This is a genomic window from Sphingopyxis sp. 550B, from assembly GCF_057401805.1.
This window is the reverse complement of sequence record NZ_CM171610.1, coordinates 1,655,228-1,679,837: the sequence shown is the minus strand read 5'-3', so window position 1 is coordinate 1,679,837 and position 24,610 is coordinate 1,655,228. Positions and strand designations below refer to the sequence as shown.

Genomic DNA, 24,610 nt, shown 5'->3' with positions numbered 1-24,610 from the left:
GCGGTCCGACGTCTCTGTCGTCCGATGATTGGAAGCTGTCACGAAGCGCCGCCGCCGCCAACAGAAAAAGCGCGGAATCGCCCTTTCGAGCGCCCGCGCCTGTGGATAAGTCCGGCATTAGCAACTTGGCTTTGCTGCGCAGCATTTTTGTAACAAGAGCGCAGCATTTTCGGATTCGGATCGCCTTGGGTTTCATGTCGTAGCCCGACTCGATCGACGCGACTCGCTTGCTTTCACTGTGTAAAACACATATAGTATCGCATGGATTTCGATTATGACGTCGACAAGGACAGCATAAAGCGATTCAAGCATCGACTGCCGCTCCTGTTCGGCAAGCGCATTTTCGACGATCCGGCGCATGTCATCGTCCCCACGATACGAATCGGGATGAGGAAGAACGGTACAAGGCAATCGGTCTTGTCGACGGCAAACTCCATACCGCAGTCCATGTATGGCGCGGCGGTGTGGTCAGGCTGATTTCGGTCAGACGGAGCAATGCACGTGAACAAAGAGACTATCATAGCGATCCCGGCGGATCGAAATGACCCGGAAGACCGCGACGTCAGCGTTGCGGGGCTCGAACGCGGATTGATGGGCCGCCGCATCCGCATGCTCCGCAATCGCCTGGGCATGAGCCAGGACGAGTTCGCGCAAGCCTATGGCATTCCGGTCGCCAATATCCGCCAATATGAGATCGGCCGCCACATGCCGCCCCCGGCGGTACGCGCCTACCTCAAGGTGATTGCGGCGGAACCGGAGATGACGAAGCGGGCGGTGGCGGGGTAGCCCTCACGGCTTACGCCCGCCCCAAATCCCCCTTGCCGATGGTGCCCGACGCCATTTCGAGCATGCGGTCGAGGCTCTTCTTCGCGCCCAGGCGCAATTCCTCGTCCAGCTCGATCCGCGGCTGAAGGTCGCGCAGCGCGAGGTAGAGCTTCTCCATCGTGTTGAGCGCCATGTACGGACAGATGTTGCAGTTGCAATTGCCGTCGGCGCCCGGCGCGCCGATGAAATTCTTTTCGGGCAGCGCCTTTTCCATCTGGTGGATGATGTGCGGTTCGGTCGCGACGATCAGCGTGTCGCCGGGGAAGGTCTTGGCGAATTGCAGGATGCCGCTCGTCGATCCGACATAATCGGCATGGTCGACGATATAGGGCGGGCATTCGGGGTGCGCCGCGACCGGCGCGTCGGGGTGCTGCGCCTTCAGCTTGAGCAGTTCGGTCTCGCTGAACGCCTCGTGGACGATGCACACGCCCGGCCACAGCAGCATGTCGCGCCCGAACTTGCGGTTCATATAGCCGCCGAGGTGCCGGTCGGGTCCGAAGATGATCTTCTGCTCGGGCGGAAGCTGGCCGATGATCGTCTCGGCGCTCGACGAAGTGACGATGATGTCGCTGAGCGCCTTCACCGCCGCCGAGCAGTTGATGTAGGTCAGCGCGATATGGTCGGGGTGCGCGGCGCGGAAACGCGCGAACTGCTCGGGCGGACAGCTGTCCTCGAGACTGCATCCCGCATCCATGTCGGGCAGCACGACGATCTTTTCGGGCGACAATATCTTCGCCGTCTCCGCCATGAACTTGACGCCGCAAAAGGCGATGACGTCGGCGTCGGTCTCGGCGGCCTTGCGCGACAATTCCAGCGAATCACCCACAAAATCAGCAAGATCCTGAATCTCGGGCTTCTGGTAATAATGCGCGAGGATCACGGCATTGCGTTCCTTGCGCAGCCGGTCGATCTCGGCACGCAGGTCGAGACCCGAAAGATTTTCGCGGATGGGAGCAGTCATGGCTTTATCCTTATCTGGTCCTGGCCCCCTCGCCATCGGGGGCCGCGTTCCCCTACACGCTGCCCCGCGACAGGGCAATTCATGCGATCGGTCGACACAATATCTCCCCTCCCGCTTGCGGGAGGGGTCGGGGGTGTGCCGGCGGCGATGCGGTTAACCCACCCCGCTGCGACTAACGAGCCAGCTCGCAAGTCTCGCTGCCCCTCCCGCAAGCGGGAGGGGAGATCAATTGGCGAAGCGCGCCGTCACTTTCGCGTCGATCCCCGCGGCCTTGAGCGGCATCGCGAAGCTCTGCTCGATCGCGGCGCGCGCCGCGCCTTCGGCGAGGCGCATCGGGGTCGATCCCTTCGCCTGCTTGATCAATTCTTCCTGTGCCGCCTTGCGGTTGGCGGCGTCGAGCACCGCCTCGGCATCGGTGAGCGTCAGCAGGATCGCGCCGTCGCGAAACTCGCTGATTGCGTCGATGTCGATCTCCGGCCCCGCGAGGCGCAGCGGTGGCAGCGCGACGGTGAGCGTACCGGCCGCCGCGTCCCAGTCGAGGTCCGACGGCTTGAGTTTACCGAGGTCGAGCTCGTAGCGTACCGTGCCGGGCATGATCAGCGTCTTCTTCGCGCTGAGCCCGAGGCGGCTTTGTGTCGAGGTCACCACCGCTACATAGCGCGCGGTGAAGGGCACCAGCACATTCTGTTCCTGAAGCCCTTGCAGGCTCGCCGCGACGACCGTTTCGGGATCATAGCTCTTCTGCCAGCCGTCCCACGCGCGCCAGCCGAGGAAGATCGCGGCCGCCAGCAGGACGACGATCAGGATGCGGAAGGCGCCCCGGCTCATGCCGCGAGGCTCCAGACGTCGCCGTCGCGCAGCACGCGGCCGCGCGCCTCGAGGTCGAGCAGGTGCGCGAGCACCGAACGGCCGGCGGCGCCGGTCAGGCGCGGGTCGAGACCCTTGTACATATGGCTCACCATGTCGGGCACCACGCGCACGCCCTGTTCGAGTTCCCGCAATATCTGCCGCTCGCGCTGGCGGCGGTGGCCGAGCATGCCGCGAACAAGCTGCTTCGGCTTCGCAACCGCGGGGCCGTGCGCGGGATAATAGACGCGGTCATCGCGCTCGTAGAGCTTCTGCAGGCTCGCCATATAGGCCGCCATGTCGCCATCGGGCGGGCTGACGACGCTGGTCGACCAGGCCATGACATGATCGCCGGTGAACAGCGCCCCGCTTTCGACGAGCGCGAAGCAGAGATGGTTGGAGGTATGCCCCGGCGTCGCCACCGCTTCGAGCGTCCAGCCGTCGCCGGCCACGCGCTCGCCGTCGGCAAGGACGCGGTCGGGGGCATAATCGGGGTCGAAGGCCGAATCGGCGCGCGGCCCGTCGTCGGACAGCGCGAGCGGGGCGCAGCCGACGATCGGCGCGCCGGTCGCCTCCTTCAGCGGACGCGCCGCCGGGCTGTGGTCGCGGTGCGTGTGGGTGCACAGGATCGCGGCGACGCGCCGCCCCTCCACCGCGCGCAGGATCGCGTCGACATGACCGGCGCCGTTGGCGTCGGGCGGATCGCCGATGCTCATTCCCGATCCGGTCGGGCCGGGGTCGATCACCGCGACGTCGCGGCCCGCCCCGACCAGCCAGGTCTGGGTGCCGGTGAAGGTATAGGGCGAGGGATTGGGCGCGAGCACGCGCCGGACCAGCGGCTCGTGCTGCTCGCACTCGCCGGCGTGGATCGTGTCGGGCCAGGGCTTTTCGTCGGTCACGGCGCCCATGTGGCATCGCCGGACCGAAAGGAAAAGGGCCGGGGCGACAGAAAGGGGGGCGCGACACCCTCGCCCGGCGGCGCCCACGGCCGCGAGGCCTGTCGGAAAATTTGACAGGTCGGCACGCCGGCAAGGTTTCGCTAACCAGCGTAACCCCTGCAAATCCGCGCACTCGCCGATCTGGCACGACGCTTGTATGGCATATTCCGTTCCCGAGTGTTCCGCTCAATGGAGCGGCAGGGGGTATCGGTCTGGTCCCCGCTACCCCCTGCCCCCACCGGGACATCCCCACTTACCCCCAAAGGCAAAAGGGGGGCGGAGCGGCCGAACGGCCCCGCCCCCCGGTTGCTTTTCGGAACCGTTCAGGGCGACGGCCGCCCGATCGCCGATGCGGGCAGCAGCGCTTCCGGATCGGCGAGGCGCACCCGGTTCCGCCCCGCCCCCTTCGCCGCATAGAGTGCAGTGTCGGCGCGCCGCAGCAGCTCCTCCAGATCGTCCGCGTCGGTGCGGCCCGTCGCGACGCCCAGGCTGACCGTGACGACCCCGCCGCCAGGCAAGCCATCGTGACGGATCGCCGCACCCTCGATCGCCTGGCGAATGGCCTCGGCCACCGACAGGGCGGGCGCCTGGCCGGTATCGGGCAGAAGGATCAGTATCTCCTCTCCGCCATAGCGGAACACCGTGCCCTGTTCGTCCACCTGCTTGCGCACGATGTCGCTCACCCGCTGGATGCAGGCATCGCCGTCGACGTGGCCGTGGACGTCGTTGTAGAGCTTGAAGCTGTCGATATCGAGCATCAGCAGCGAGATGGTACGCGCCGTCCCCGGCGCCCAGATCGCGTGGCGCGACCGGCGCAGCGAATGGCGGTTGTAAAGCCCGGTCATCGGGTCGCGTTCCGACAGGGCGGTCAACTGCGCCTGCAACGCTTCCCCGCGCAGGCGGTTGAGGAAATTCTGGCGGTCGACCCGCTCGGCGAAATAGGCCGACAGCGCGAGGAAGATGCCGAGCGTGATGTGGAAGGACACGATACCCGAATAGGTCACGGCGTCGAAGCTGCCGTTGAGGCCCGTCGTTGCGATCTGGATCGCGACCATCGCCGCCAGCCCCGCGAGGACGGTCGGAAAGCGCGGGCGGAGCACGATGACGAAGAAGGCGAGCGTGCCGACGCTGCCCGTCTGATAGACGAAGAGATGGTCGCTCCGCGAAAAGACCAGCATCGCCATCGGCAGCGACAGGCCGAGCAGGCCGACCCCCAGCGCCAGCCGGTCGTAGGTCGCGGGCGAAGGCCACCTCCGCATGATCCAGACCACCGCGACGGCGTAGGGCAGGAACAGGCCGAGGCGCAGGGCGATGACCGTCGGCGCGACGTCGGGCATCATGCTGAGGTCGCCGAGGATCGCCACCAGATAGAGCAGAGTGCCGAGGAAGGCCCACAGCGGCACCATGCGGGCGCGGCTTTTCAGATATTCGCGCAGGAAGACCGCTTCGACGGGATCGGAAAAACGCAGGCGCCGCAGCCCGCGCTCCATTTCGCGATCCATCTCGTCAATGGCGACGGAGCGACCTTCCGCTGCCTGCATGGAGTCACCTATGCGTTAGCCGGATCCTTCCAGCCGGGAAAGCCGCACCGACCCGGATGCCGCCTATTCCGCACGCGCCGGGATGTCGTCCATCAGCTGATGCAGTTCGCCGGCCTCCCACATCTCCATCATGATGTCGCTGCCGCCGACGAATTCGCCCTTCACATAAAGCTGCGGAATCGTCGGCCAGTCGGAGAATTCCTTGATGCCCTGGCGAATTTCCATGTCCTGCAGCACGTCGACCGAGTCGTAGGCGACGCCGAGCCGGTCGAGCATCGCGACCGCCCGCGAGGAAAAGCCGCACTGCGGAAACAGCGGCGTCCCCTTCATGAACAGCAGCACGGGATGATCGGCGACCAGCTTCGCGATGCGGTCGTGGACGGTGGGGTCGCTCATGATATGCCTCCGATGGCGCGGGTGCGCCGAAAAATACGCGGGATACCCCTTATGAAGGGATGGCGGTGGTCAATTGCAAGGCATGAAGTTCGCCGCCCATGCGGCCGCCGAGCGCGGCATAGACGGCCTTGTGCTGCGCGACGCGCGTCATGCCGCGAAAGGATTCGCACACGACATGCGCCGCGAAATGATCGCCGTCGCCGGCAAGGTCGGTGATCGTCACCTCGGCACCCGGAAAGGCCGTCGTGATCGCCGCCCGCAAATCCGCCTCGTGCATCGCCATCGCGCTGCCCCTCCTCAGCCCTGGCTGCCGTCCAGACTGTCCATGAACTGGCGGCGCGCCTCGGCCGTCTTGTCGTTGAGCACGGCACGGATCTCCGCATCGCTGATCTCGACCGCCGCGGCGGTGAGATCGCCCGCGAGCTTGCGGATCACGTCCTCGTCGCCCGCTTCCTCGAAATCGGCCTGCACGACCGCCTTCGCATAGGCGTCGGTCTCTTCGGGGGTCAGCCCCATGCGTTCGGCCGCCCATTCGCCGACCAGCCGGTTGCGGCGGGCGGTGATGCGGAACTGGACTTCCTGGTCGCGCGCGAACTTCGCTTCAAAGGCACGCTTGCGATCATCGAATTGCGTCATCTTGTCCTCACGAAAAGAGCCTGAGAGCCTGTCGGCCCCAGATAGGTCGCCCCCGTGCCGGGCGCAAGCCGCCTGTGCGGCAACGAACGGTTATCCCGCCCCGCCGGACTGTGCGGCAGATCACTTCCTTTTTTCGAACGAAGGGTTTAGGGTCCGCGGCGACGGGAATGGGGTCGTACCGCAGCGATGAAGACTGCGCCTCGTCGCAAAGCGACGGCCGGGCACAACCGGCCTGTATGGGGGATTTGACCATGACCGCGCGACGTTCCAACCTCTTGCCGGCGCTCGCCCTCGCGACGCTTGCGGCGCCGTGCGCGGTCGCGGCGCAGGGCGACGATCCGACGCTGCGCGACAGTTTCTCGATCGGCAGCCAGGGCGGGTCGCTGTGCGAGGTGCAGGCGACGGTCCGCGACCCGGTGATCGACGGCATGTTCGACCGCGCGTGGACGATCCTGTGCCGCGACGCGAGCCAGCCCGTCGGCCATGTCCGCATGCTGCGCGCCACCCCCGCCGAAGCGCTGGCGCGAATCGAGAAGGCGCGCGCGGGGACGATCGCCTGCACCGCCCCCGACGCTTGTACCGTCAAGGACAGCGCCATCGCGTGGCGGACGCGGATCGAGGCCGACGGCAACACCGCCTATGCCGTCGAGGGCTTCGCCGCCTATGACGACGCGTTGACGCTGGCGCTCGAATCGATCCGCACCCGCCGGATCGTCCCGGGGGTCATCAGGGCCGCGACGACATCGATCGGCGGCAACGACGGCTTCGCGCGCACGCTGGCGGGAGCGATCGACATCGACAAGGCTCTTGCCGAGGGATACCGCCGCAACCACAGCGGCGACTATGCCGAGGCGGCCGAATTCTTCGAGGCGCTGTCGCGCCGCACCGCGGAGGAACAGGCGGCGGCCGACCTCGATCCCACCGAATTCATCCTGAACCGCGCGCTGCAGAAATCGAACCTCGGCGAATTCGCGGAGGCCGAGCGGCTGTTCTCAGAGGTCGAGGCGATCCCGACCAGCGACCCGGTCCAGCTTCGCCTGCGTCGCAATTTCCGCGCGATCGACGCGCTCAACCGCCACCAGTATGACGCTGCCGCCGAATTGCTGCAGGCGCCGTTGCCGTCGTTCGCCACCGCCGCGGCGGCCGCCGACGGCACGGTGACGCTGACTCCGGAGGTCGCCGCCGGCATCAACAGCGGCGCGAGCGCGCGCGCGATCCGCCAGACCTCCGACCGCGAACGGCTGACCCCGGCAGAGCGCGCGCGGATCATCGACGCGCAGGCGACGCACCTGCTGGGCACCGTCGAGCGGCTGCGCGGCAATGCCGCCGCTGCGAAGACCGCGCAGCTCCGCGGCCTCGACGAGGCGCTCGCGGTGCGCGAAGGCCGCGTGACCTCGATCGTCCGCCTGCGCTCGCAGATGCTCGGCGAACTGGCGCTGAGCGAAGAGGCGATGGGCGAGATCGCGGACGCCGACGCGCGTTTCCAGCAATCGGTGCAGGCGCTCGCGGTCGAATATCCCGAAACCACCGCGCTCGCTTCGGCGCGCGCGCGCTACGCTGCCTTCCTGACGCGCAACGGCCAACCGGACAAAGCGCTCGGCATCTATCGCGACGTGGTGGCGTCGCTGGCGAATTCGCAGCGTTCGACGGCGGGAATGGCCAATATGATGGCCCCCTATTACCGGCTGCTAACCGAGCGCGCCGCGAGCAATCCCGCGGCGGTCGGCGATTTCTTCGTCGCCAGCCAGCTCCAGGTCCGTCCCGGCGTCGCCGATACGCAGGCGGTGCTGGCGCGCGAATTGTCGAGCGGCAGCGACGAGGGCGCGGCGCTGTTCCGCCAGGCGACGACGCTAAGCCGCGATATCGAACGCGCGCGGATCGAGGATGCGCGGCTCGCGCAGATGCCCGCAACGCCGGAAATCGGCGCACTGCGCGCCGACCTGCGCACCCAGCTCGACAATCTGTCGACCCAGCAGGCCGAAACGGTCACGCGCCTGTCGGCCTTTCCGCAATATCGCGCGGTGACACCGGGCAAGATCGACCTCGCCGACCTGCAAGGCACGCTGCGGTCCGACGAGGCCTATCTGAAGATGCTCGTCGTCGGCGATGCCGTCTATGCCATGCTGATCGATCGCGGCGCGGCGCGGCTGTGGCAGGCCGATATCGGCGCCGGGGGACTGGAAAGCGCGGTCGACGCGATCCGGTCGACCATCTCGACGGTCGAGAACGGGCGCCGCGTCACCTATCCCTTCGACGCCGCGACGGCGCGCAAGCTTTATGCGCAGCTGTTCGGACCGGTAGCGGATCGCCTGCCGGGAATCCCGCATCTGATCTTCGAACCCGACGGCGCGATGCTGCGCCTGCCGATCACCCTGCTCGTCACCGCCGACACCGGGCTCGCCGACTATGAACAGCGACTGCTCGACCCCAATGCCGATGCGTTCGACATGCGCCGGATCGCCTGGCTGGGCCGCACCGTCCGGCCGAGCACCGCCGTCTCCGCTCTCGCCTTCCACAATGCGCGCCAGACCGCGCCGTCGAGCGCCGCCAAGCAATATTTCGGGCTCGGCCACAATGCGCCCGTCGCCGGCCTGCTGCCGTCGCTCGGCACCCGCGGCGCAGGCGGCGCCATCGGCAGCGACGCCGAGTGCCGCTGGGACATCGGCCAATGGGGCCGCCCGATCTCCGCCGACGAACTGGTCGCCGCGAAAAGCCGGATGAGCCCCGAGGCGGCGATGCTGCTGACCGGCAGCGCCTTCACCGACACCGCGGTCAAGACCCGCACCGATCTCGGCGATTATCGCATCATCCATTTCGCCACCCACGGGCTGGTGACGGCGCCGCGCCCCTCCTGCCCCGCGCGGCCGGCGCTGGTGACCTCGTTCGGCGACGGCGATTCGGACGGGCTGCTGACCTTTCAGGAGATTTTCGACCTCAAGCTCGACGCCGACCTCGTCATCCTGTCGGCCTGCGACACCGCGGGCGCGGCGTCGGTGTCGGCGACGCGCGAGGCAGGGGTCGCGAGCGGCGGCGGCAACGCGCTCGACGGGCTGGTGCGCGCCTTCATCGGCGCCGGCGGCCGTTCGGTGATCGCGAGCCATTGGCCCGCGCCCGACGATTTCGACGCGACCAAGCGGCTGATCGGCGGGCTGTTCGCCGCACCGCAGGGCGAAAGCATCGCCGACGCGCTCGCCGCCACGCAGATGCGGCTGATGGACGACAAACAGACCTCGCACCCCTATTATTGGGCGGGTTTCGCGATCGTCGGCGACGGCGGCCAGCCGCTGCTGCACGATGGCGCGGCACCGACGCCGGCACCGATCGTCCCGGCAGGCCGCGCCGCGCGCTGAACCGATGACGCGACCGCAGGCATCCCCCGACGCGGCCGAACGGCCCGCCACCGTTCCGCTGGGCAAGCGCCTGCGGCGGCTGGCGACGCAGCTTGGGCCGTCGCGCATGGCGGCGACCCTGCTGTTCCTGTTGCTCGCCGTGCTGATCGCGCGGACGAGCTGGCAGATTCCGCTGATCAACGATGCCGAGCGAGCGCTCTACGATGCGCGCGCGACGCTGATGGCGCCGAAGGTCGCGCAGGACAAGCGCATCGTCCTGATCACCTACAATGACGAGACGCTGTTCAACACCGGCATCCGCTCGCCGCTCGACCGCACCCTGCTCGCGCGCGCGCTCGCCAACATCGACCAGATGGGGGCGAAGGCGATCGGCATCGACATCGCCTTCGATTCGCCGCGCCCCGACGATCCGCTGCTGAAAAGCCAGCTTCGCGCGATGCGGACGCCGACGTGGCTCGCCTATGCCGAGCAGGCGAGCAATCCGAACACGATCTTCTACGAACAGCAGAGGTTCCTTCAGGCCTTCATCGCCGACGTCGCCACCGCGACGACGAAGCCGACGAGCGTGCTGTTCCGCACCGACGGCGACGGGGTGATCCGCACCTGGCCCGACCGGCCGAAGACGCTGCCGCCGCTGATGGCGAACGCGCTGGCGCCGGTCGACGCGGCGCATGCCGATTTCCAGGGCAATATCCGCTTCCTGACCCCGGCGCGCGCGACCGCGGGGCAGGAAGAGCCGGTGTTCGCCAACCTGCCCATCGACACCTTCGCTATGCCCATGGACGCCGACCTGCGCGCCAGCCTGTCGGAGCTGGTGCGCGGACGCTATGTGCTGATCGGCGGCGACATCATCGACAACGATCAGTTCAATACGCCGATGAGCCGCTTCACCGACCCGCTGACCGGGCTGCACGAAACGATGATCGGGCTGGAGGTGCACGCGCATATGCTCGCGCAGCAGCTCGACGGGGCGTGGACGACGCCGATCCCGGGCGCGCTGCTGTGGGCGCTCGCCCTGCTCGTCGTGCTGGCGGGCGGGCTGACCAGCCTGATCGATGTGCGCGCGCGCTGGGTGGCGCTCGCCTTCCTCGTCCAGATGGCCTTTTTCGTCGTCGTCCCCTTCTGGTTCCAGGGGCGCGGCATCGACACCACCACCCTGCCCGCCTTCGGCTGGGCGCTCGGCTGGCTGTTCGGCTATGCCGCCGTCGGTACCGCGGCGCGCACCATCGGGTCGCGCCAGCGCGCTTTCGCGCAGTCGGCGCTCGGCAAATATCTGCCCGCCGACGTCGCCGCGCAGATCATGCGCGACCCCGACCAGCTCTCGCTGCACGGCGAGCGGCGCACCATCTATTGCGTGTTCACCGACCTCGAGGGCTTCACCAAGCTGAGCCACGCGACGACGCCGGAAACGGTGGCGCGCCTGCTCAACGAATATCTCGACCGGCTGTCGGACATCGTGCTCGACCATGGCGGGACGATCGACAAGTTCGTCGGCGATGCCGTCGTCGCCTTCTGGGGCGCGCCGATCGGCCGTCCCGACGACGGCCAAAAGGCCGCCGCCGCCGCGCTCGCCATGTATCGGGCGGGGGAGAAGTTCCGCGTCGACATGGCCGAGGGCGTCCCGCCGCTGGGAATGACGCGCGTCGGGCTGCACGTCGGCGACGCGATCGTCGGCAATTTCGGCGGCGAAGGGCGCATCCAATATACCGCGCTCGGCGACAGCATGAACACCGCCTCACGACTCGAATCGGCGAACAAGAGCCTGAAGACCGGCGTGCTGATCTCTGCCGAGGCCGCCGAGCGGTCGGGCCGCGACGATCTGGTGCCGATGGGGCGGGTGACATTGCGCGGCCGCGCGCGGCCGGTCGACGTCTTCACGCCGCGCCCCGATCTGAACGCCGCGCAGCGCGGCCGCATCGCCGCGCTTGTCGCCGCGCACGCGGCGGGCGATAGGAAAGCCTATGTGACCGGCGCCACAGCGCTGGCCGGCGAGTTCGGACAGGATGCCGCCATCCAGTTCCTGATCGAACGCCTGAACGATACCGAAAAGGGAGAAAGCTATGTTCTGTCCTGACTTGCGGATGCGCCGTGCCGGCCTGGCCCTCGCCGCCTCCGTCCTCGCCGTCGCGCTTGCCGGCACCGCCGCCGCCCAGTCGATGGTGGTGCGCTCGACCGGACCGTCGGCGGCCAAATATCCGTCCGGCGCGAAGCTGAAGGCGAGCGACCGGGTGACGCTGGTCGCGGGCGACAAGGTCGTGCTGATGCAGAGCGGCCGGACACGGACGCTGTCGGGGCCGGGCACCTTCAACGCCGGGGGCACGATCCAGGCCAGCCAGTCGATGGGCACGACGGTGACGCGCATGCTGGCCAAGGGGCCGACGACGCGGTCGCGCGGCGGATTCTCGCGCGGCCCCGACGAGCCGGTGCCCGCCGAGATGCGCGCGCCCAACCTGTGGCTGCTCGACTATCGCGAGGGCGGCACCTTCTGCGTCGCCGATCCCGCGACGCTGATGCTGTGGCGCCCGCACATGGAAAGCGACGAACTGCTCAAGATCGAGCATGGCGATCGCGGCGAAACCGTCGCCTTCGTGTCGGGCGCCAATTTCCGCAAATGGCCGACCGACGCCGTGCCGATCCAATATGGCGTCGACTATCGCCTGTCGGGCGCCGGCCTGACCGCGCCGGTCACGGTGCGCTTCGCACAGGTCGAAGCGGCGCCCGATACCGTCGAGGGATCGATCGACGTGCTGATGGCGAAGGGCTGCACGCCGCAGCTCGACCGCCTGGTCGACGCGATGTCGGAGGCGGAAGCCGCCGGCGGCTGACGAACGACCGGCGGCCGGAGGCAGCGGGCGGTCATTGAACCCGTCCGATGCATCTGGTAGCACCGGGAAAAATTACAGCCGCACAACCGGCTGAACCTTTCCCTGGGTCGTATATTCGCGGTGCCGCCGACGCGGCGGACGCGACAAGACGGGGCGACCGGCCACACCGGGACGCGCCAGTACGCAAGGGGTGGACATGATCGATCTGGGGCAATCGGACGCACCGGCAACCGTGCGGCGGACACGATCCGGGCGGCGCCGGTCATGGGGCTGGTCCGCCGGGCTGGTCATGGCGGCATGTCCGCTCCCCGCGATCGCGCAGGCGACCCCGCAGGTTCCGACGCGCGAGGAGATCCAGCAGCCGTCGCTGCCCCCCGCGGTTCCCCCGGGCGAACGCATCGTCGCCGCCGACGACAGCATCGAGCGCGCGCCCTGTCCGCTCGCCAACCCCGAATATGCGAGCACGCGCATCACGCTGCGCGGCGTCCGCTTCTCCAGCGTCGAAGGCATCGACCCGGCGATGCTCGATGCCAGCTGGTCCGACCGCGTCGGCCAGTCGTGGCCGATCTCGGTCGTGTGCGACATTCGCGACCATGCCGCCACGATCCTGCGCGCCAGGGGCTATCTGGCCGCGGTGCGCGTTCCGCCGCAGACGATCGCCGACGGCATCGTCCAGCTCGACATCCTCGCCGCGCGGATGACGCGGATCGAGGTGCGCGGCGACGCGGGCAGCAACGAACGGCTGCTGCAACGCTATCTTTCCCGGCTCGACGATCAGCCGGTGTTCAACATCATCGATGCCGAGCGCTATCTGCTGCTGGCGCGCGACATTCCCGGCATGGATGCGCGGCTGACGCTGCGCCCCGGCGCCAATCCGGGCGAGGTGGTCGGCGAGGTGCGCGTCGCCCGCACCCCGGTGATGTTCGATGCCAACATCCAGAATTTCGGATCGCGCGACGTCGGCCGCCTGGGCGGGGTCGCGCGCGTCCGCGTCGCCGGGCTGACCGGCATGGGCGACCTGACCACCGCCAGCATCTATTCGACCGCCGACTTCAAGGAACAGCAGGTCGTGCAGCTCGCGCACGAATTCCGCGTCGGCGGCGATGGCCTGCGGCTGGGCGGCAGCTATACCTATGCCTGGACGCGGCCCGACGTCGCTGGATTGCCGATCAGGTCGAACACGCAGATCGTCAGCCTCTTCACCTCCTACCCCGTCGCGTTGGCGCAGGCGCACCGGCTGACGCTGTCGGGCGGGCTCGACCTGATCGACCAGGATATCGGGTTCGGCGGCGTGCCGCTCAACCGCGACCGGCTGCGCGTCTTCAACCTGCGCGCCGATGCCGCCTGGATCGACCCCGCGGCGATCGCCGGGCGCGACGGCTACAGCCCCGCCGAGCCGCGCTGGTCCTTCGCCTCGTCGATCGAGGCGCGGCAGGGCGTCGATTTCCTCGGCGCCAGCGACGATTGCGGGCCGGGCGGCGCGGCCTGCTTCCTGCCCGGCGCGGTGCCGCTGACCCGGATCGAGGGCAAGCCCGACGCCTTCCTGCTGCGCGCCAACGCGCTCGCCGAATGGCGTCCGGTCAAGCAGTTCACGCTGTCGGCTGCCCCGCGCGCGCAATGGGCGAGCGATCCGCTGCTCGCCTATGAGGAGTTTTCGGGGGGCAATTTCACCGTCGGTCGCGGGTTCGATCCCGGCACGGTGATCGGCGACAGCGGCGTCGCGGTCGCATTCGAGGCGCGGGTGGGCTCGTTCGTTCCCGCCAATATCGAAAGTTTCGCGCTCCAGCCCTTCGCCTTCTTCGACGCCGCATGGGTGTGGAACAAGGACAGCGCCTTCAACGGGCTCAATCCGCAAAAGCTCTATTCCGCCGGCGGCGGCGTCCGCGTCGCCTATGGCAACGCCGCGCGGCTCGACGTGACGCTCGCGGTGCCGCTCAACCGGGCGGGATTCCTCACGCAGCGCCCCGACCCCCGCCTGCTCGTGTCGCTGACCACCCAGTTCGGTATCGTCCAGTCCGGCACAGGGAGGCGCTGAGCCATGATTTTTGCAGCAAGGATCAACGCCATGCCGGCCCACGCAGCCCCCTCGGCCGTTCACAAAGGCAAGCGGCGCCTGCTCGAAAGCTGCGCCGTCGCGGCGGGCCTGATGGTGTTCGCACAGAGCGCGCATGCGCAGGTCGCGGCCACGCCCCTCGACCCGCCCGGCAGCGTCACGGTCGGCACCGACATAGCAAGCCGGACGACGACGGTCGGCGTCTCCGGTCCCCAGACGATCATCAACTGGGTTCCGGACGACAGCGCCCCGACCGGCGGCGACATCGAAGTGCTGCAGCAGAACCATAACTGGAATTTCAACGGCAGCGGCGATTTTGTCGTTCTCAACCGCTTCGTCAACGGCGCGGGCGGCGCACTGAGCCGACGGGTTGCGCTGAACGGAAATATCAACAGTTTGGACGGAAGCGCCCAGAGCGGCAGCATCTGGTTCTACAACGCCGGCGGCATCCTGATCGGCACCGACGCCATGATCAACGTCGGCAGTCTGGTCCTGACCACCAACGCCATCGAAACGGGCGACGGGTTTTTCGATCCGGCGACCGGAGCGATCCGGTTCCGGGCCACCCCCGGCAGCGTGGCGACGGTTACCGTCAACGGCAGGATCAACGCGAATCACGAATTCAATCCCGGCAGCAGCTATGTCGCGCTTGTCGCACCGCGCATCGCGCAGGCCGGCCGCGTCCAGGCCAACGGATCGGTCGCCTATGTCGCGGCCGAAGCCGCCGATATCCGGATCAACACCGGGCTGTTCGATATCAATGTCATCACCGGTACGGAGGGCGGCGACGCCATCACCCATACGGGCATCACCACCGGGCCGGCACATGTCGACGGCAGCAATTATGACAGCCGCATCCATATGGTCGCGATCGCGAAGAACGACGCCGTCACCATGCTCGTGTCGGGGCAGGTCGGCTATCAGGATGCCACGATTGTCCAGACAGACCCCGATGGCGCGGTTCGGCTGTCGGCGGGCTACAACATCGTCGGTGGCGAGATCGATGCCTCGACCGCCAACGGCCCCGCGGCGAACATCACGGTCGGCGACGTCCGCTTTCTCAGTAACACCACCGCCCACGCCAGCGGCGCTTTCCTGGGGCAATCGCAGCAACAGCTTCCCGCCGTCCCGCCCACCGGCCCGGTGCCGGAGCGACCCGGCGAGATCCATGTCGAAGGCGAGGGCCTGTTCATCGGCGATGCCTCGGCGGCGCTGGTGGTCGGCACCGGCGGCAGCGGCCAGTCGGCGGGCGCGGACGGCAACCTGACCATCGAATCGAGCGGCGCGACAGGCGATGCCTCGGTCACGGTCCGCGACGGGGGTTCGATCTTTGTCGGCGGCCTGCCCGGCGGCGGAACGCTCGCCATCCGGGCCGACGGCCGGACCGATCAGGTCACCGGCATCAACCAGGGCGGCACCGCGACCTTTTCGCAAAGCGGCGGCAGAACCGAGGTCGGTAACCTCGTCATCAGCGCCGTGGCGGAAGACGGCAACACCCCGGGCGGCACCGGGCGCGGCGGCGTGGCGCGCGCCGAACTGACCGGTGGCGAACTGGAGGCGGGCGACATCGCGGTCGTCGCACGTGGCGGCGGCGGATTCGGGACCAGCGGCGCCGATTTCGATTCGGGCATTCCGGTTGGCCCGGCGGGAACCGGCGGCACGGGCTCCGGCGGCACGGCGACGATGCGCATCGACGGCGCCGACGTGCAGATGGGCGCCCTTCTTATCGACGCATCGGGTCGCGGGGGCAGCGGTGGCGAATTCTATGCGTTCGTGACGGGTGGCGATGCCGGCGACGGCGGCGACGGCATCGGCGGCTCGGCCAGTTTCGATCTGGTATCGGGCACCATAAGCGGCGGGACCCTGAACGTCGATGCCCATGGCGAGGGCGGCAGCGGCGGCGCCACCTATGATTTCAGTTCGGGCAGCGACCTCACCGGCGCCCAGGGCGGCGGCGGTCTGGGCCGGGGCGGCACCGCGACGCTTGGCCTTGCCGCCGATACGGATATTTCCGACCTCGTCATCGCCAGCGCGGACGCGCTGGGCGGCATGGGTGGAACCGGCTATGGCGCCGGGCCGGCCGGCCGGGGCGGCGACGCGCAAGGCGGAACCGCGCAACTGATCGTCACCGACCATGCCATCGGTCCACTCTTCTCGATCATGAGCGCCGAGGCGACCGGCGGCGCGGGCGGCTTTTCGGCCGGCTCGACGGGGGCAAACGGCGGCGACGCGGTCGGCGGCACCGCACGGCTGGAGGTCATCGGAGAAGCCGGCAGCGCGGTGGTTCTCAGCGCCAACCTGCGCGCCTCGGCCACCGGCGGAGAAGGCGGGTTCGGCACTATCTCCTACACCGACCCGACCTTGGCGCCGGCGGGCGGCGCGGGCGGCACCGGCACCGGCGGCACGCAGGAAATCATCGCGCGCGACGGCGCCACGATATTGATCGACGCCGACAACTCCTCGGCGATCGCCGAGTTGGGAAGCGTGGGCACCGGCGGCGGCGGCGGCCGGGGCGCAAGCAACGACATGGGCACCGCCTCCGGCGGCGAAGGCGGTGCGGCGGGAACGGGCATCGGCGGGACGGTGCATCTGCTCGCCGCCGGGGGCACGATCACCACCGGCAGCAACTCGCTGCTCGTCGGGGCCGACGGCACCGCGGGGGCGCCCGGCGAAGGCGGCTTCGGAACGGGCGGTGACGGAGGCGCAGGCGGGGACGGCCGAACCGCCGGCGGCCGCGTCCTGTTCGAAGCGACCACAGCGAACGGCCGGACGGGAGAGCTGAACCTGGGCTTCACCGGCATCTCGGCCAGCGGCGACGATGCCGGGCGGGTCGTGATCGGTGGCGACGGCCGCACGACCTTTGCCGATCTGAACGTCTCGGTGACCGGGGTAGCCGCGCCGACCGCCGGCAATCTCGACACCGCGACGACGGGCATTCTGCTGGCACCCACCGGCGCGGGCTCGATCGCGACGACGGGCGACATGCGGCTGACGACCGACGGGTCGGTCGGCATCTATGCCGCCGGCGGCGGCCACGTCGCGGTGGGCGGCACGCTGGACATCGCGGCCGGGGACCAGATCGACCTGCGGCACGCCACGCCGGCGGCCGGCGGCGCACCGACCATCGCGGCGGTGGGCAATGCCACGCTGACCGCCGCCAACAGCATCACCGGCGACGCGGGCAGCACCGCGGCGAGCGACGCCGCGTTGGCCCTGACATCGACGAACGGCTCGATCGCCATCGGGTCGGCGCGCGCGGGCGGCGACATGGCGCTGAGCGCCGTCAACGGCAGCATCGGAACCTCCGGAATCATCGCGGCGGGCGACGATATGCGCATCACCGCCGCCAGCATGGCGCTCGGCCGGATCGAAGCGACCGGCAGCGGCACCGATTCCGAAGCCGATGGCGCCAACATCGTGCTGACCTCGACGGGTGCCGCCACCGTTGTCCATGCGGAGGCGACGGGCAACTTCACCGCCAACGTCGGCAGCTTCGCGACCGGGCTCAACTCGATCGTCACCGGCGGCGACATCGTCGTGGCCTCGCCCGGCACGGTCGACCTCGGCAATTCGAGCGCCGGCGGCTTCGTGTCGGTGAACGGCCAGTCGATCGCCTTCAACACGGTGAGCGCGGGCAGTTTCGTCTCGCTGACCGCGGAGGGCACAGGCGCCGCCGACGGCGTCTTCGGAACCGACATAACCGCGGGCGGCACGGTCGCCATCGACGGCCCGGGCATCGCCGTCGGCGGCACGATCCAGTCCGATGGAACGCTGCGCGCGACGGCGAGCACGGGCGGCGTCGCGATCGGCCTTGCCGACACGGCGGGCAACATCATCGTCTCCGCCGGAACGGACCTTTCGGGTATCTATCGCGCGGGCGGCAACGTCGAACTGACTGCCGGGGGCAATGTGACCGCCGAAGCCGATGCGGCGGGCGGCTATGCCGATCCGTCGGGCAATAGTCTCTCCGAAGGCTATGTGTTCGTCGATGCGGGCGGCGACGCGGCGCTGACCGACAGCAGCGCGGCGACGATGATCGGTATCCGTACCGGCGGCGCGGCGAGCCTGACCGGGGGGACGGCGGGCGAGGATGTGTTCGTCCTCGCCGGGACGACAGCGACGCTGGCCAACGTCACCGCCGGCGACGACCTGACCGTCCAGGCGGGCGGCGCGATCGACGCCACCGATGCGGCGACCACCGGAACCGGGCCCGACGGCCGCAGCGTCGTCTATGCGGGCGGCGGATCGGTGCCGGTGCCCTTCCTGCAGATCGCGACGACGCCGGCCGACCTGTCCAACGTCATGCTGACGGCCGGCACGGACATCGCCGCCGTCCGCGTCGGCGCCTTCGACAATCTGATCGCGGACGCGGGCGGCACGGTCACGGGATCGGTGATCGCGGGCGGCAACCTGACCCTCGTCGCCGACGGGTCGATCGCCATAGATTCGGCGGAAACCGGCGATGACGGCGCCGTGACGCTGAGCGCCGGGACCGGAATCGACGCCGACGAGATCTACAGCCGCGGCGTGACGACGCTGACCACCGACGACGGCGCCGTCCGCGTCGGGAACCTGAATTCGCGCGACGCCGTCAGCGTCAGCGCCGACAGCCTCGACATCGGGACCAACGGACCGATCACCTTCGCCAACATCGTCACCGACGTCGGTGACGCGGCGATCCGCTCGGGCAACCGGTTCATCGTCGAGAATGCCACCATCGCCGGCACGGCGCGCTTCGACAACAGCGGCGAGCATATGATCATCGAAGCACTGACCGCCGACGCCGCCCAGTTCAACGCCGCCGAGATGATCTCGATGGCCGGCGTCGGCGTGACCGACGGCCTCGCCGCCAGCGCCGGCACGACCATCCTCGTCGACGGCGCGGTGACCGGCCGCGACATGACGCTCGCCTCGCGCGACATCACCATCGCGCCGAGCGGCCACCTCGGCACCCTGGGCATCACCCGCACGCTGTCGCTCGCCAACAACGACGACGGACGGCAGAGCTTCGTCGGCGGCACCGGCACCGTCACCGGCTATCACATCGACGCCGACGAGATGACGCGCCTCCATGCCGCCGCCATAGAGATTATCGCGCCGATGGTCGCCGGCGGCGGCGCCGAGCCCGACCTGGTGATCGACGGCTTCACCATGACCGGCGGCGCATCCTCGAACGCCAACCTCGGCACCGACGGATCGCTGACGCTGCGGACGCCGGGCCGCGCGCGCGTGATCGGCGCGGTCGCGCTGACCGATCTTGCCGACACCAACAGCCTGACCGTCGCCGCCGATACGGCGCTGGAGGTCATCCTCGGCCAGGGAAGCGTGCGCCTGTCGAACGGCAGCGATCCCGCCGGCCGGTTGAACCTTGCCGCCGGCGCCGTCTTCGTCGCAACGCAGGCGGCGATCGGCGACATCGCGGGGGCGGCCTCGATCGACGCCATCGACGCGCGCCTTGCCGAAAATGACGGAGTGACCAGCGACGAGGGCGCGCTGTTCGCCGGGGGCATCAATGCCGCCGTCGGCGACGGCTTCTATGTCCAGAACAGCGGCGCCGGAACGCAAACCGCTCAGCGGCGCGGGCTGACCTTCGGCGCGCTCGGGCTCAACGTCGATGCATCGGCGCCGACCGCGCGCATCGTCGTCAACGGCGTCGCGGCCGGCGCGTCGGGCCCGGTCACCGGCCTCGACACCATCCCGCTGCTCACCGTCAACGGCGCGGCGCCGGCTTCCGGAAGCTTCGACCGGCGCTCGACGCTCAACGGCTGCCTGATCCTCAACACGGGCGCCTGCCTGCCCGCGCAGCCGGGGGGCGTGGAGATGAATTTCCCCGTTCAGGACGTCATCGAGGAAGAGGCGAGCGCCGACAGCGACGAAGGCGAAGGCAGCACCCTGCCGACCCCGCTGATCACGATGCGCGAACTCGACCCGATGACCGGCGAGCCGCTGCTCGACGATCCGGTGACCGGGGCGGGCAACGACGACCTGTGGACCTCGCCGGGGAGCTAAGGCGTATCGGGCCATTGAACAGCTGACTCCCCTCCCGCCTGCGGGAGGGGCAGCGAGGCTTGCGAACTTGTTCGCTAGCCGCAGCGGGGTGGGCTTTCGCCACGCCGCTGCCCACCCCCGGCCCCTCCCGCAAGCGGGAGGGGAGATCATGGACGTATCACTCCCGGACTTGGTTCGAGGCGCCTTTCGGTTGACGGCGAACCCCGGCGCGGGGCATGGGCGCGGGGATGACCGACGCCCCCACCTCCGCGCCCGGCGCGCCGCTCCGGCTGTTCAACAGCCTGACGCGCCAACTGGAAGATTTCCGGCCCGTCCATCCGGGCGAGGCGCGCGTCTATTCGTGCGGGCCGACCGTCTACAATTACCAGCACATCGGCAACATGCGCGCCTATGTCTTCGCCGACACGCTGGGGCGGACGCTCGCGTTCAAGGGCTATGCGCTGCGCCACATCATCAACATCACCGACGTCGGCCACCTGACCTCCGACGCCGACGCCGGCGACGACAAGATGGAAAAGGCGGCAGCGTCGCAGGGCAAGTCGGCGTGGGACATCGCCGCCTTCTACACCGCCGAGTTCAAGCGCGACCTCGCGCGGCTGGGCGTGCGCGATCCCGCGAAATGGACGGTCGCCACCGACTATGTCCCGCGCATGATCGCGTTCGCGCAGCGCATCGCCGACGCCCATTGCTACCAGCTCGACAGCGGCCTCTATTTCGACGTGTCGACTGTCGCCGATTACGGCCGGCTGGCGCGCGCGGTGACCGACGAGGGAGAAGGCCGCATCGACGAGGTCGAGGGCAAGCGCCACGCCGCCGATTTCGCGATCTGGCGCCGCACGCCGCCCGGCGAGACGCGCCAGATGGAGTGGGATTCGCCGTGGGGACGCGGCGCGCCCGGATGGCATCTCGAATGCTCGGTGATGGGCGAGGCCGAACTGGGCCTGCCGTTCGACATCCACACCGGCGGCATCGACCACCGCGAAATCCACCATCCGAACGAGATCGCCCAGAACCAGGCGTGGCGCGGCTGCGGCGGGCTCGACTGCGCGGAGCATTCGGGCGCCCGCATGTGGATGCACAATAATTTCCTGATCGCCAGAAACGACCAGGGGCGCGGCGGCAAGATGTCGAAATCGGCGGGCGAATTCCTGCGCCTCCAGACGCTCGTCGACCGCGGTTATCACCCCCTCGCCTATCGCCTGATGTGCCTCCAGGCGCATTATCGCAGCGAACTGGAATTTTCGTGGGAAGGCCTCGGTGCGGCGCTGACCCGACTCAAGCGGCTGGTGATGGCGGCGGCGGCCGTCCGCGAAGCGGAGGCTGTACCGGTGACCGACCGGCGGCTGGCCGACCTGCTCGCAAGGTTCGACGCGGCGGTCTCCGACGACCTCAACACCCCGATTGCGCTCACCCTGATCGAGGAAGCGGCGGCGATGAAGAAAGTCGACGCGGGGCAGAAGCGCACGCTGCTGGAACGGATGGACGGCGTCCTCGGGCTCGACCTGCTGACGCTCTCGCGCGAGGCGCTGCGCGTCCGTCCCAAGGGTGCGACCATCGACGAAACCGCCATCGAAGCGACGCTGGCGCGCCGCAAGGAAGCGCGGGCCGCCAGGGATTTCGCCGCGTCCGACGCGCTACGTGACGAGCTGGGCGCCGCCGGGGTCGAGGTGATGGACGGCGACCCGCTCGGCTGGGACTGGCGGCTCGAAAGCTGAACGACATCGCGTTCCGTTCGTGTCGAGCGAAGTCGAGACACCCGACAGGCGCGCGTGACCGATGGGCATCTCGACTTCGCTCGATGCGAACGGAAAAGGGAGAGCAATTTCCGTGGCCAAGACCGTCATCGTCCTGTCGGACCTGATCCGCCCGCTCGTCGAAAGCCGCCTGCCCGACTGGGTCGTACCGCGCTTCTTCCGGACCAAGGAAGAGGCGATGGCGATGGCGCCCGAGGCCGACGTCGGCTGGTTCGACATGCACGACAAGCGCGACATGGCGACCGCGATCACCGCGGCGGCGAAGATGCGGTGGCTGAACTCCATCTATGCCGGGGTCGACCGCATGCCGCTCGACCTGCTGCGCACGCGCGGCGTCGTCGTCACCAACGGCGCCGGGATCAACGCGATCACCATCGCCGAATATGTGGTGATGGGAATGCTGACCGTCGCCAAGGGCTACCGCGAGGTCGTGCGCGCGCAGGAACGCCGCGAATGGCTGATCGATTCGCCGGGCAAGATCGAACTGGCCGGATCGAGGGCGCTGCTGCTCGGCTATGGCGCGATCGGCAGGCTGATCGAGGAACGGCTGAAGGCCTTTGCGGTCGATGTGACGGTGGTGCGCCGCTCGCCCGGACCGGGCACCCTGACCCCCGACCAGTGGCGCGGCCGCCTCGGCGATTACGACTGGGTGATCCCCGCGGTGCCCGCGACGGCGGAAACCGACGGCATGATCGGCGCCGCCGAACTGGCGGCGATGAAGCCCGACGCGACGCTGATCAACATCGCGCGCGGCAGCGTCGTCGATCAGGAGGCGCTGGTCGCGGCACTGACCGAAAAGCGCATCGGCGCCGCCTTCCTCGACGTCACCACGCCCGAACCGCTGCCCGCCGACCACCCGCTGTGGGCGCTCGACAACGCGCATGTCACGATGCACCTGTCGGGCCGCGCGCAGGACAAGATGTTCGCGCGCGCTGCCGAACGCTTCCTCGACAATCTGGGTCGCTGGCACAGGGGCGAACCGGTCGCGCCGCAGGTCGACCTGACGCTGGGCTATTAGACTCCGATGACTTTGGATTGCCGCGCGGCTTCGCCGCTCGCAATGACGAATCTTTCTAATGTCATCATAGTCTAAGGCCTGTGGGATTCGGGGTTCGGCGCGCTGCCCCGTCCTTCGTCATGCTGAACTCGTTTCAGCATCCATGGCCGGACCTTCCCTTTTCCGCAGCCTTTCATTCAGGGACAGACCATGGGCCCTGAAACGCGTTGGTATAGATATCCATCAGGCAGGTAAGGAGCTGTTCCCCGGCGAAAGCCGGGGTCCAATGCGGGACAGCGCCGGCCATCTGGACCCCGACTCTCGCCGGGGAACGATTCCTTGTCGAAAAGGGATGGAGCATCGAGCTTAAATCTGACCCATCGTCCCGTTCGTGTCGAGCGCAGTCGAGACACCCATCAGCGTGGCGCAAGGCCGATGGGTGTCTCGACTGCGCTCGACACGAACGGATAAGGGGCGTTGCAGATTTATGGCACGCCGCTCCAATTGCTAACTGCCAATCTGTTTCAGGGTGACGAAAGGGAAACATCCGTGCCGAAACCCGAATCCCCACAGGCCACAGGACGACGAGCGATCCCGGACCGGCCCTATTCCGGCCGTTCGGCCTTCAACTCGCGCACCAGCGGTTGCAGGCGCTCGTCATATGTGGCGAGGGTCGTGTGCGCCCCGGCATGGTCGTAGAAGCTGACCAGTTCGCGCCCGTTCCAGTGGTGCAGCGCATAAGCCGGGTCCTCGGCGACGATCATCGGGCGGTCGTCGGGGCGGTCCGGGTCGATCGCCCGCAGGTCCAGCGACACCTGCGGCGCGGTCGAGGAACAGATGGCGATGGTGCGCCCTTCCCACGCCACGGTCACGCTGCGATGCAGGTGGCCGCAGATCAGGCCGCGCACCTGCGGGTGGCGGCGCACGACCCGGGTCAGGCGGCCGACCCAGGGTTCGCCGGGATGGGTGTTCATCCATTCGATCCCGCTTTCGATCGGCGGGTGGTGCATCACGATATAGGTGGGCTTGCCGCCGTCCTTCGCCAGTTCGGCGTCGAGCCACGCCGCGCGGGCGTCGCAGAAGGCGCCGCCGTGGCGCCCCTCCTCCAGCGTGTCGATGGTCACCAGTCGCAGCTCGGGCAGCTCGATCGCATATTGGACGAAGCCGGCACCGTCGTCGAAGCCCGGGAAGGCCGCGTGGAACGGGTCGCGCAGGTCGTGGTTGCCGACGCTCGGCCAGACCGGGAAGGGACAGCGCGAAAAGGCGGCCTTGAGCTGGGCATAGCTGCCGGCATCGCCGCAATCGGTGATGTCGCCGGTGGCGATCAGCAGGTCGGGCCGGTTCGGCCCATCGATCAGCACGTCGAGCACGGCGTCGAGCCGCTTGCGGTTATATTCGGCCGGATTGTCCGGGTCGAAACCCAGATGGATATCGGTGATCTGGGCGATTAGCATATCCGTCCCCCACCCCGGCCGCCGG

At 68.6% G+C, this 24,610-nt stretch carries 17 protein-coding genes; 9 read left to right on the top strand and 8 right to left on the bottom strand.

Features of this window, described 5'->3' with window-relative positions:
* The first annotated feature begins 302 nt into the window (after positions 1-302).
* Positions 303-545, top strand: a complete 243-nt coding sequence (locus tag AC2S9W_RS07800; protein WP_234002702.1) for a BrnT family toxin — start codon at positions 303-305, stop codon at positions 543-545.
* Entirely contained in the window at positions 502-786 is a 285-nt protein-coding gene (locus tag AC2S9W_RS07795; protein ID WP_104959361.1) for a helix-turn-helix domain-containing protein, read from the top strand. Before AC2S9W_RS07800 ends, AC2S9W_RS07795 begins: the two co-directional genes overlap by 44 nt.
* Before the next feature lie 10 nt (positions 787-796).
* Here the strand turns inward: AC2S9W_RS07795 and nadA are convergent, their stop codons facing one another.
* The 7 genes from nadA to AC2S9W_RS07760 form a co-directional block, all read right to left on the bottom strand.
* Positions 797-1,786, bottom strand: coding sequence for a quinolinate synthase NadA (gene nadA / locus AC2S9W_RS07790; protein ID WP_104959360.1), 990 nt, complete (start codon positions 1,784-1,786; stop codon positions 797-799).
* Positions 1,787-2,011: 225 nt separating this feature from the next.
* A complete protein-coding gene (locus tag AC2S9W_RS07785; protein WP_104959359.1) occupies positions 2,012-2,614 on the bottom strand; it encodes a DUF4230 domain-containing protein in 603 nt (200 codons plus the stop codon).
* Positions 2,611-3,540, bottom strand: a complete 930-nt coding sequence (locus tag AC2S9W_RS07780; RefSeq protein WP_244857943.1) for an MBL fold metallo-hydrolase — start codon at positions 3,538-3,540, stop codon at positions 2,611-2,613. The genes AC2S9W_RS07785 and AC2S9W_RS07780 overlap by 4 nt, the downstream gene beginning before the upstream one ends.
* 353 nt (positions 3,541-3,893) lie before the next feature.
* The gene (locus AC2S9W_RS07775) at positions 3,894-5,072 is read right to left on the bottom strand and encodes a GGDEF domain-containing protein (RefSeq protein ID WP_486571835.1); all 1,179 of its coding nucleotides are present in this window, start codon (positions 5,070-5,072) and stop codon (positions 3,894-3,896) included.
* Positions 5,073-5,174: 102 nt separating this feature from the next.
* Entirely contained in the window at positions 5,175-5,507 is a 333-nt protein-coding gene (gene grxD, locus AC2S9W_RS07770; RefSeq protein WP_067111307.1) for a Grx4 family monothiol glutaredoxin, read from the bottom strand.
* Between the two features lie 49 nt (positions 5,508-5,556).
* On the bottom strand, positions 5,557-5,790 hold the full coding sequence (locus tag AC2S9W_RS07765) for a BolA/IbaG family iron-sulfur metabolism protein (protein ID WP_067111308.1): 234 nt from the start codon (positions 5,788-5,790) through the stop codon (positions 5,557-5,559).
* Positions 5,791-5,804: 14 nt separating this feature from the next.
* Positions 5,805-6,143 carry a DUF1476 domain-containing protein gene (locus tag AC2S9W_RS07760; RefSeq protein WP_067111309.1) on the bottom strand — a complete coding sequence of 113 codons (339 nt, stop codon included), beginning with the start codon at positions 6,141-6,143 and terminating at the stop codon, positions 5,805-5,807.
* A 251-nt stretch (positions 6,144-6,394) separates the two neighbouring features.
* Here AC2S9W_RS07760 and AC2S9W_RS07755 point away from each other — a divergent pair, with 251 nt between their 5' ends.
* The 7 genes from AC2S9W_RS07755 to AC2S9W_RS07725 all read left to right on the top strand — a co-directional run bounded on the left by AC2S9W_RS07755 (position 6,395) and on the right by AC2S9W_RS07725 (position 23,152).
* Positions 6,395-9,493, top strand: a complete 3,099-nt coding sequence (locus AC2S9W_RS07755; RefSeq protein ID WP_486571834.1) for a CHAT domain-containing protein — start codon at positions 6,395-6,397, stop codon at positions 9,491-9,493.
* Between the two features lie 4 nt (positions 9,494-9,497).
* Positions 9,498-11,567: a CHASE2 domain-containing protein gene (locus AC2S9W_RS07750; protein WP_486571833.1), complete on the top strand. Its 2,070-nt coding sequence runs from the start codon at positions 9,498-9,500 to the stop codon at positions 11,565-11,567.
* The gene (locus tag AC2S9W_RS07745) at positions 11,554-12,318 is read left to right on the top strand and encodes a hypothetical protein (protein WP_486571832.1); all 765 of its coding nucleotides are present in this window, start codon (positions 11,554-11,556) and stop codon (positions 12,316-12,318) included. Before AC2S9W_RS07750 ends, AC2S9W_RS07745 begins: the two co-directional genes overlap by 14 nt.
* Before the next feature lie 196 nt (positions 12,319-12,514).
* Positions 12,515-14,353: a ShlB/FhaC/HecB family hemolysin secretion/activation protein gene (locus AC2S9W_RS07740; RefSeq protein WP_486571831.1), complete on the top strand. Its 1,839-nt coding sequence runs from the start codon at positions 12,515-12,517 to the stop codon at positions 14,351-14,353.
* A gap of 30 nt (positions 14,354-14,383) precedes the next feature.
* A complete protein-coding gene (locus tag AC2S9W_RS07735) occupies positions 14,384-20,380 on the top strand; it encodes a hypothetical protein (RefSeq protein ID WP_486571830.1) in 5,997 nt (1,998 codons plus the stop codon).
* A 227-nt stretch (positions 20,381-20,607) separates the two neighbouring features.
* Positions 20,608-22,095, top strand: a complete 1,488-nt coding sequence (gene cysS / locus AC2S9W_RS07730; protein WP_486571829.1) for a cysteine--tRNA ligase — start codon at positions 20,608-20,610, stop codon at positions 22,093-22,095.
* Positions 22,096-22,207: 112 nt separating this feature from the next.
* Positions 22,208-23,152, top strand: a complete 945-nt coding sequence (locus tag AC2S9W_RS07725; protein WP_486571828.1) for a D-2-hydroxyacid dehydrogenase — start codon at positions 22,208-22,210, stop codon at positions 23,150-23,152.
* Between the two features lie 584 nt (positions 23,153-23,736).
* Here AC2S9W_RS07725 and AC2S9W_RS07720 read toward each other — a convergent pair.
* Positions 23,737-24,585: a phosphodiesterase gene (locus AC2S9W_RS07720; protein WP_486571827.1), complete on the bottom strand. Its 849-nt coding sequence runs from the start codon at positions 24,583-24,585 to the stop codon at positions 23,737-23,739.
* Positions 24,586-24,610 lie beyond the last annotated feature (25 nt).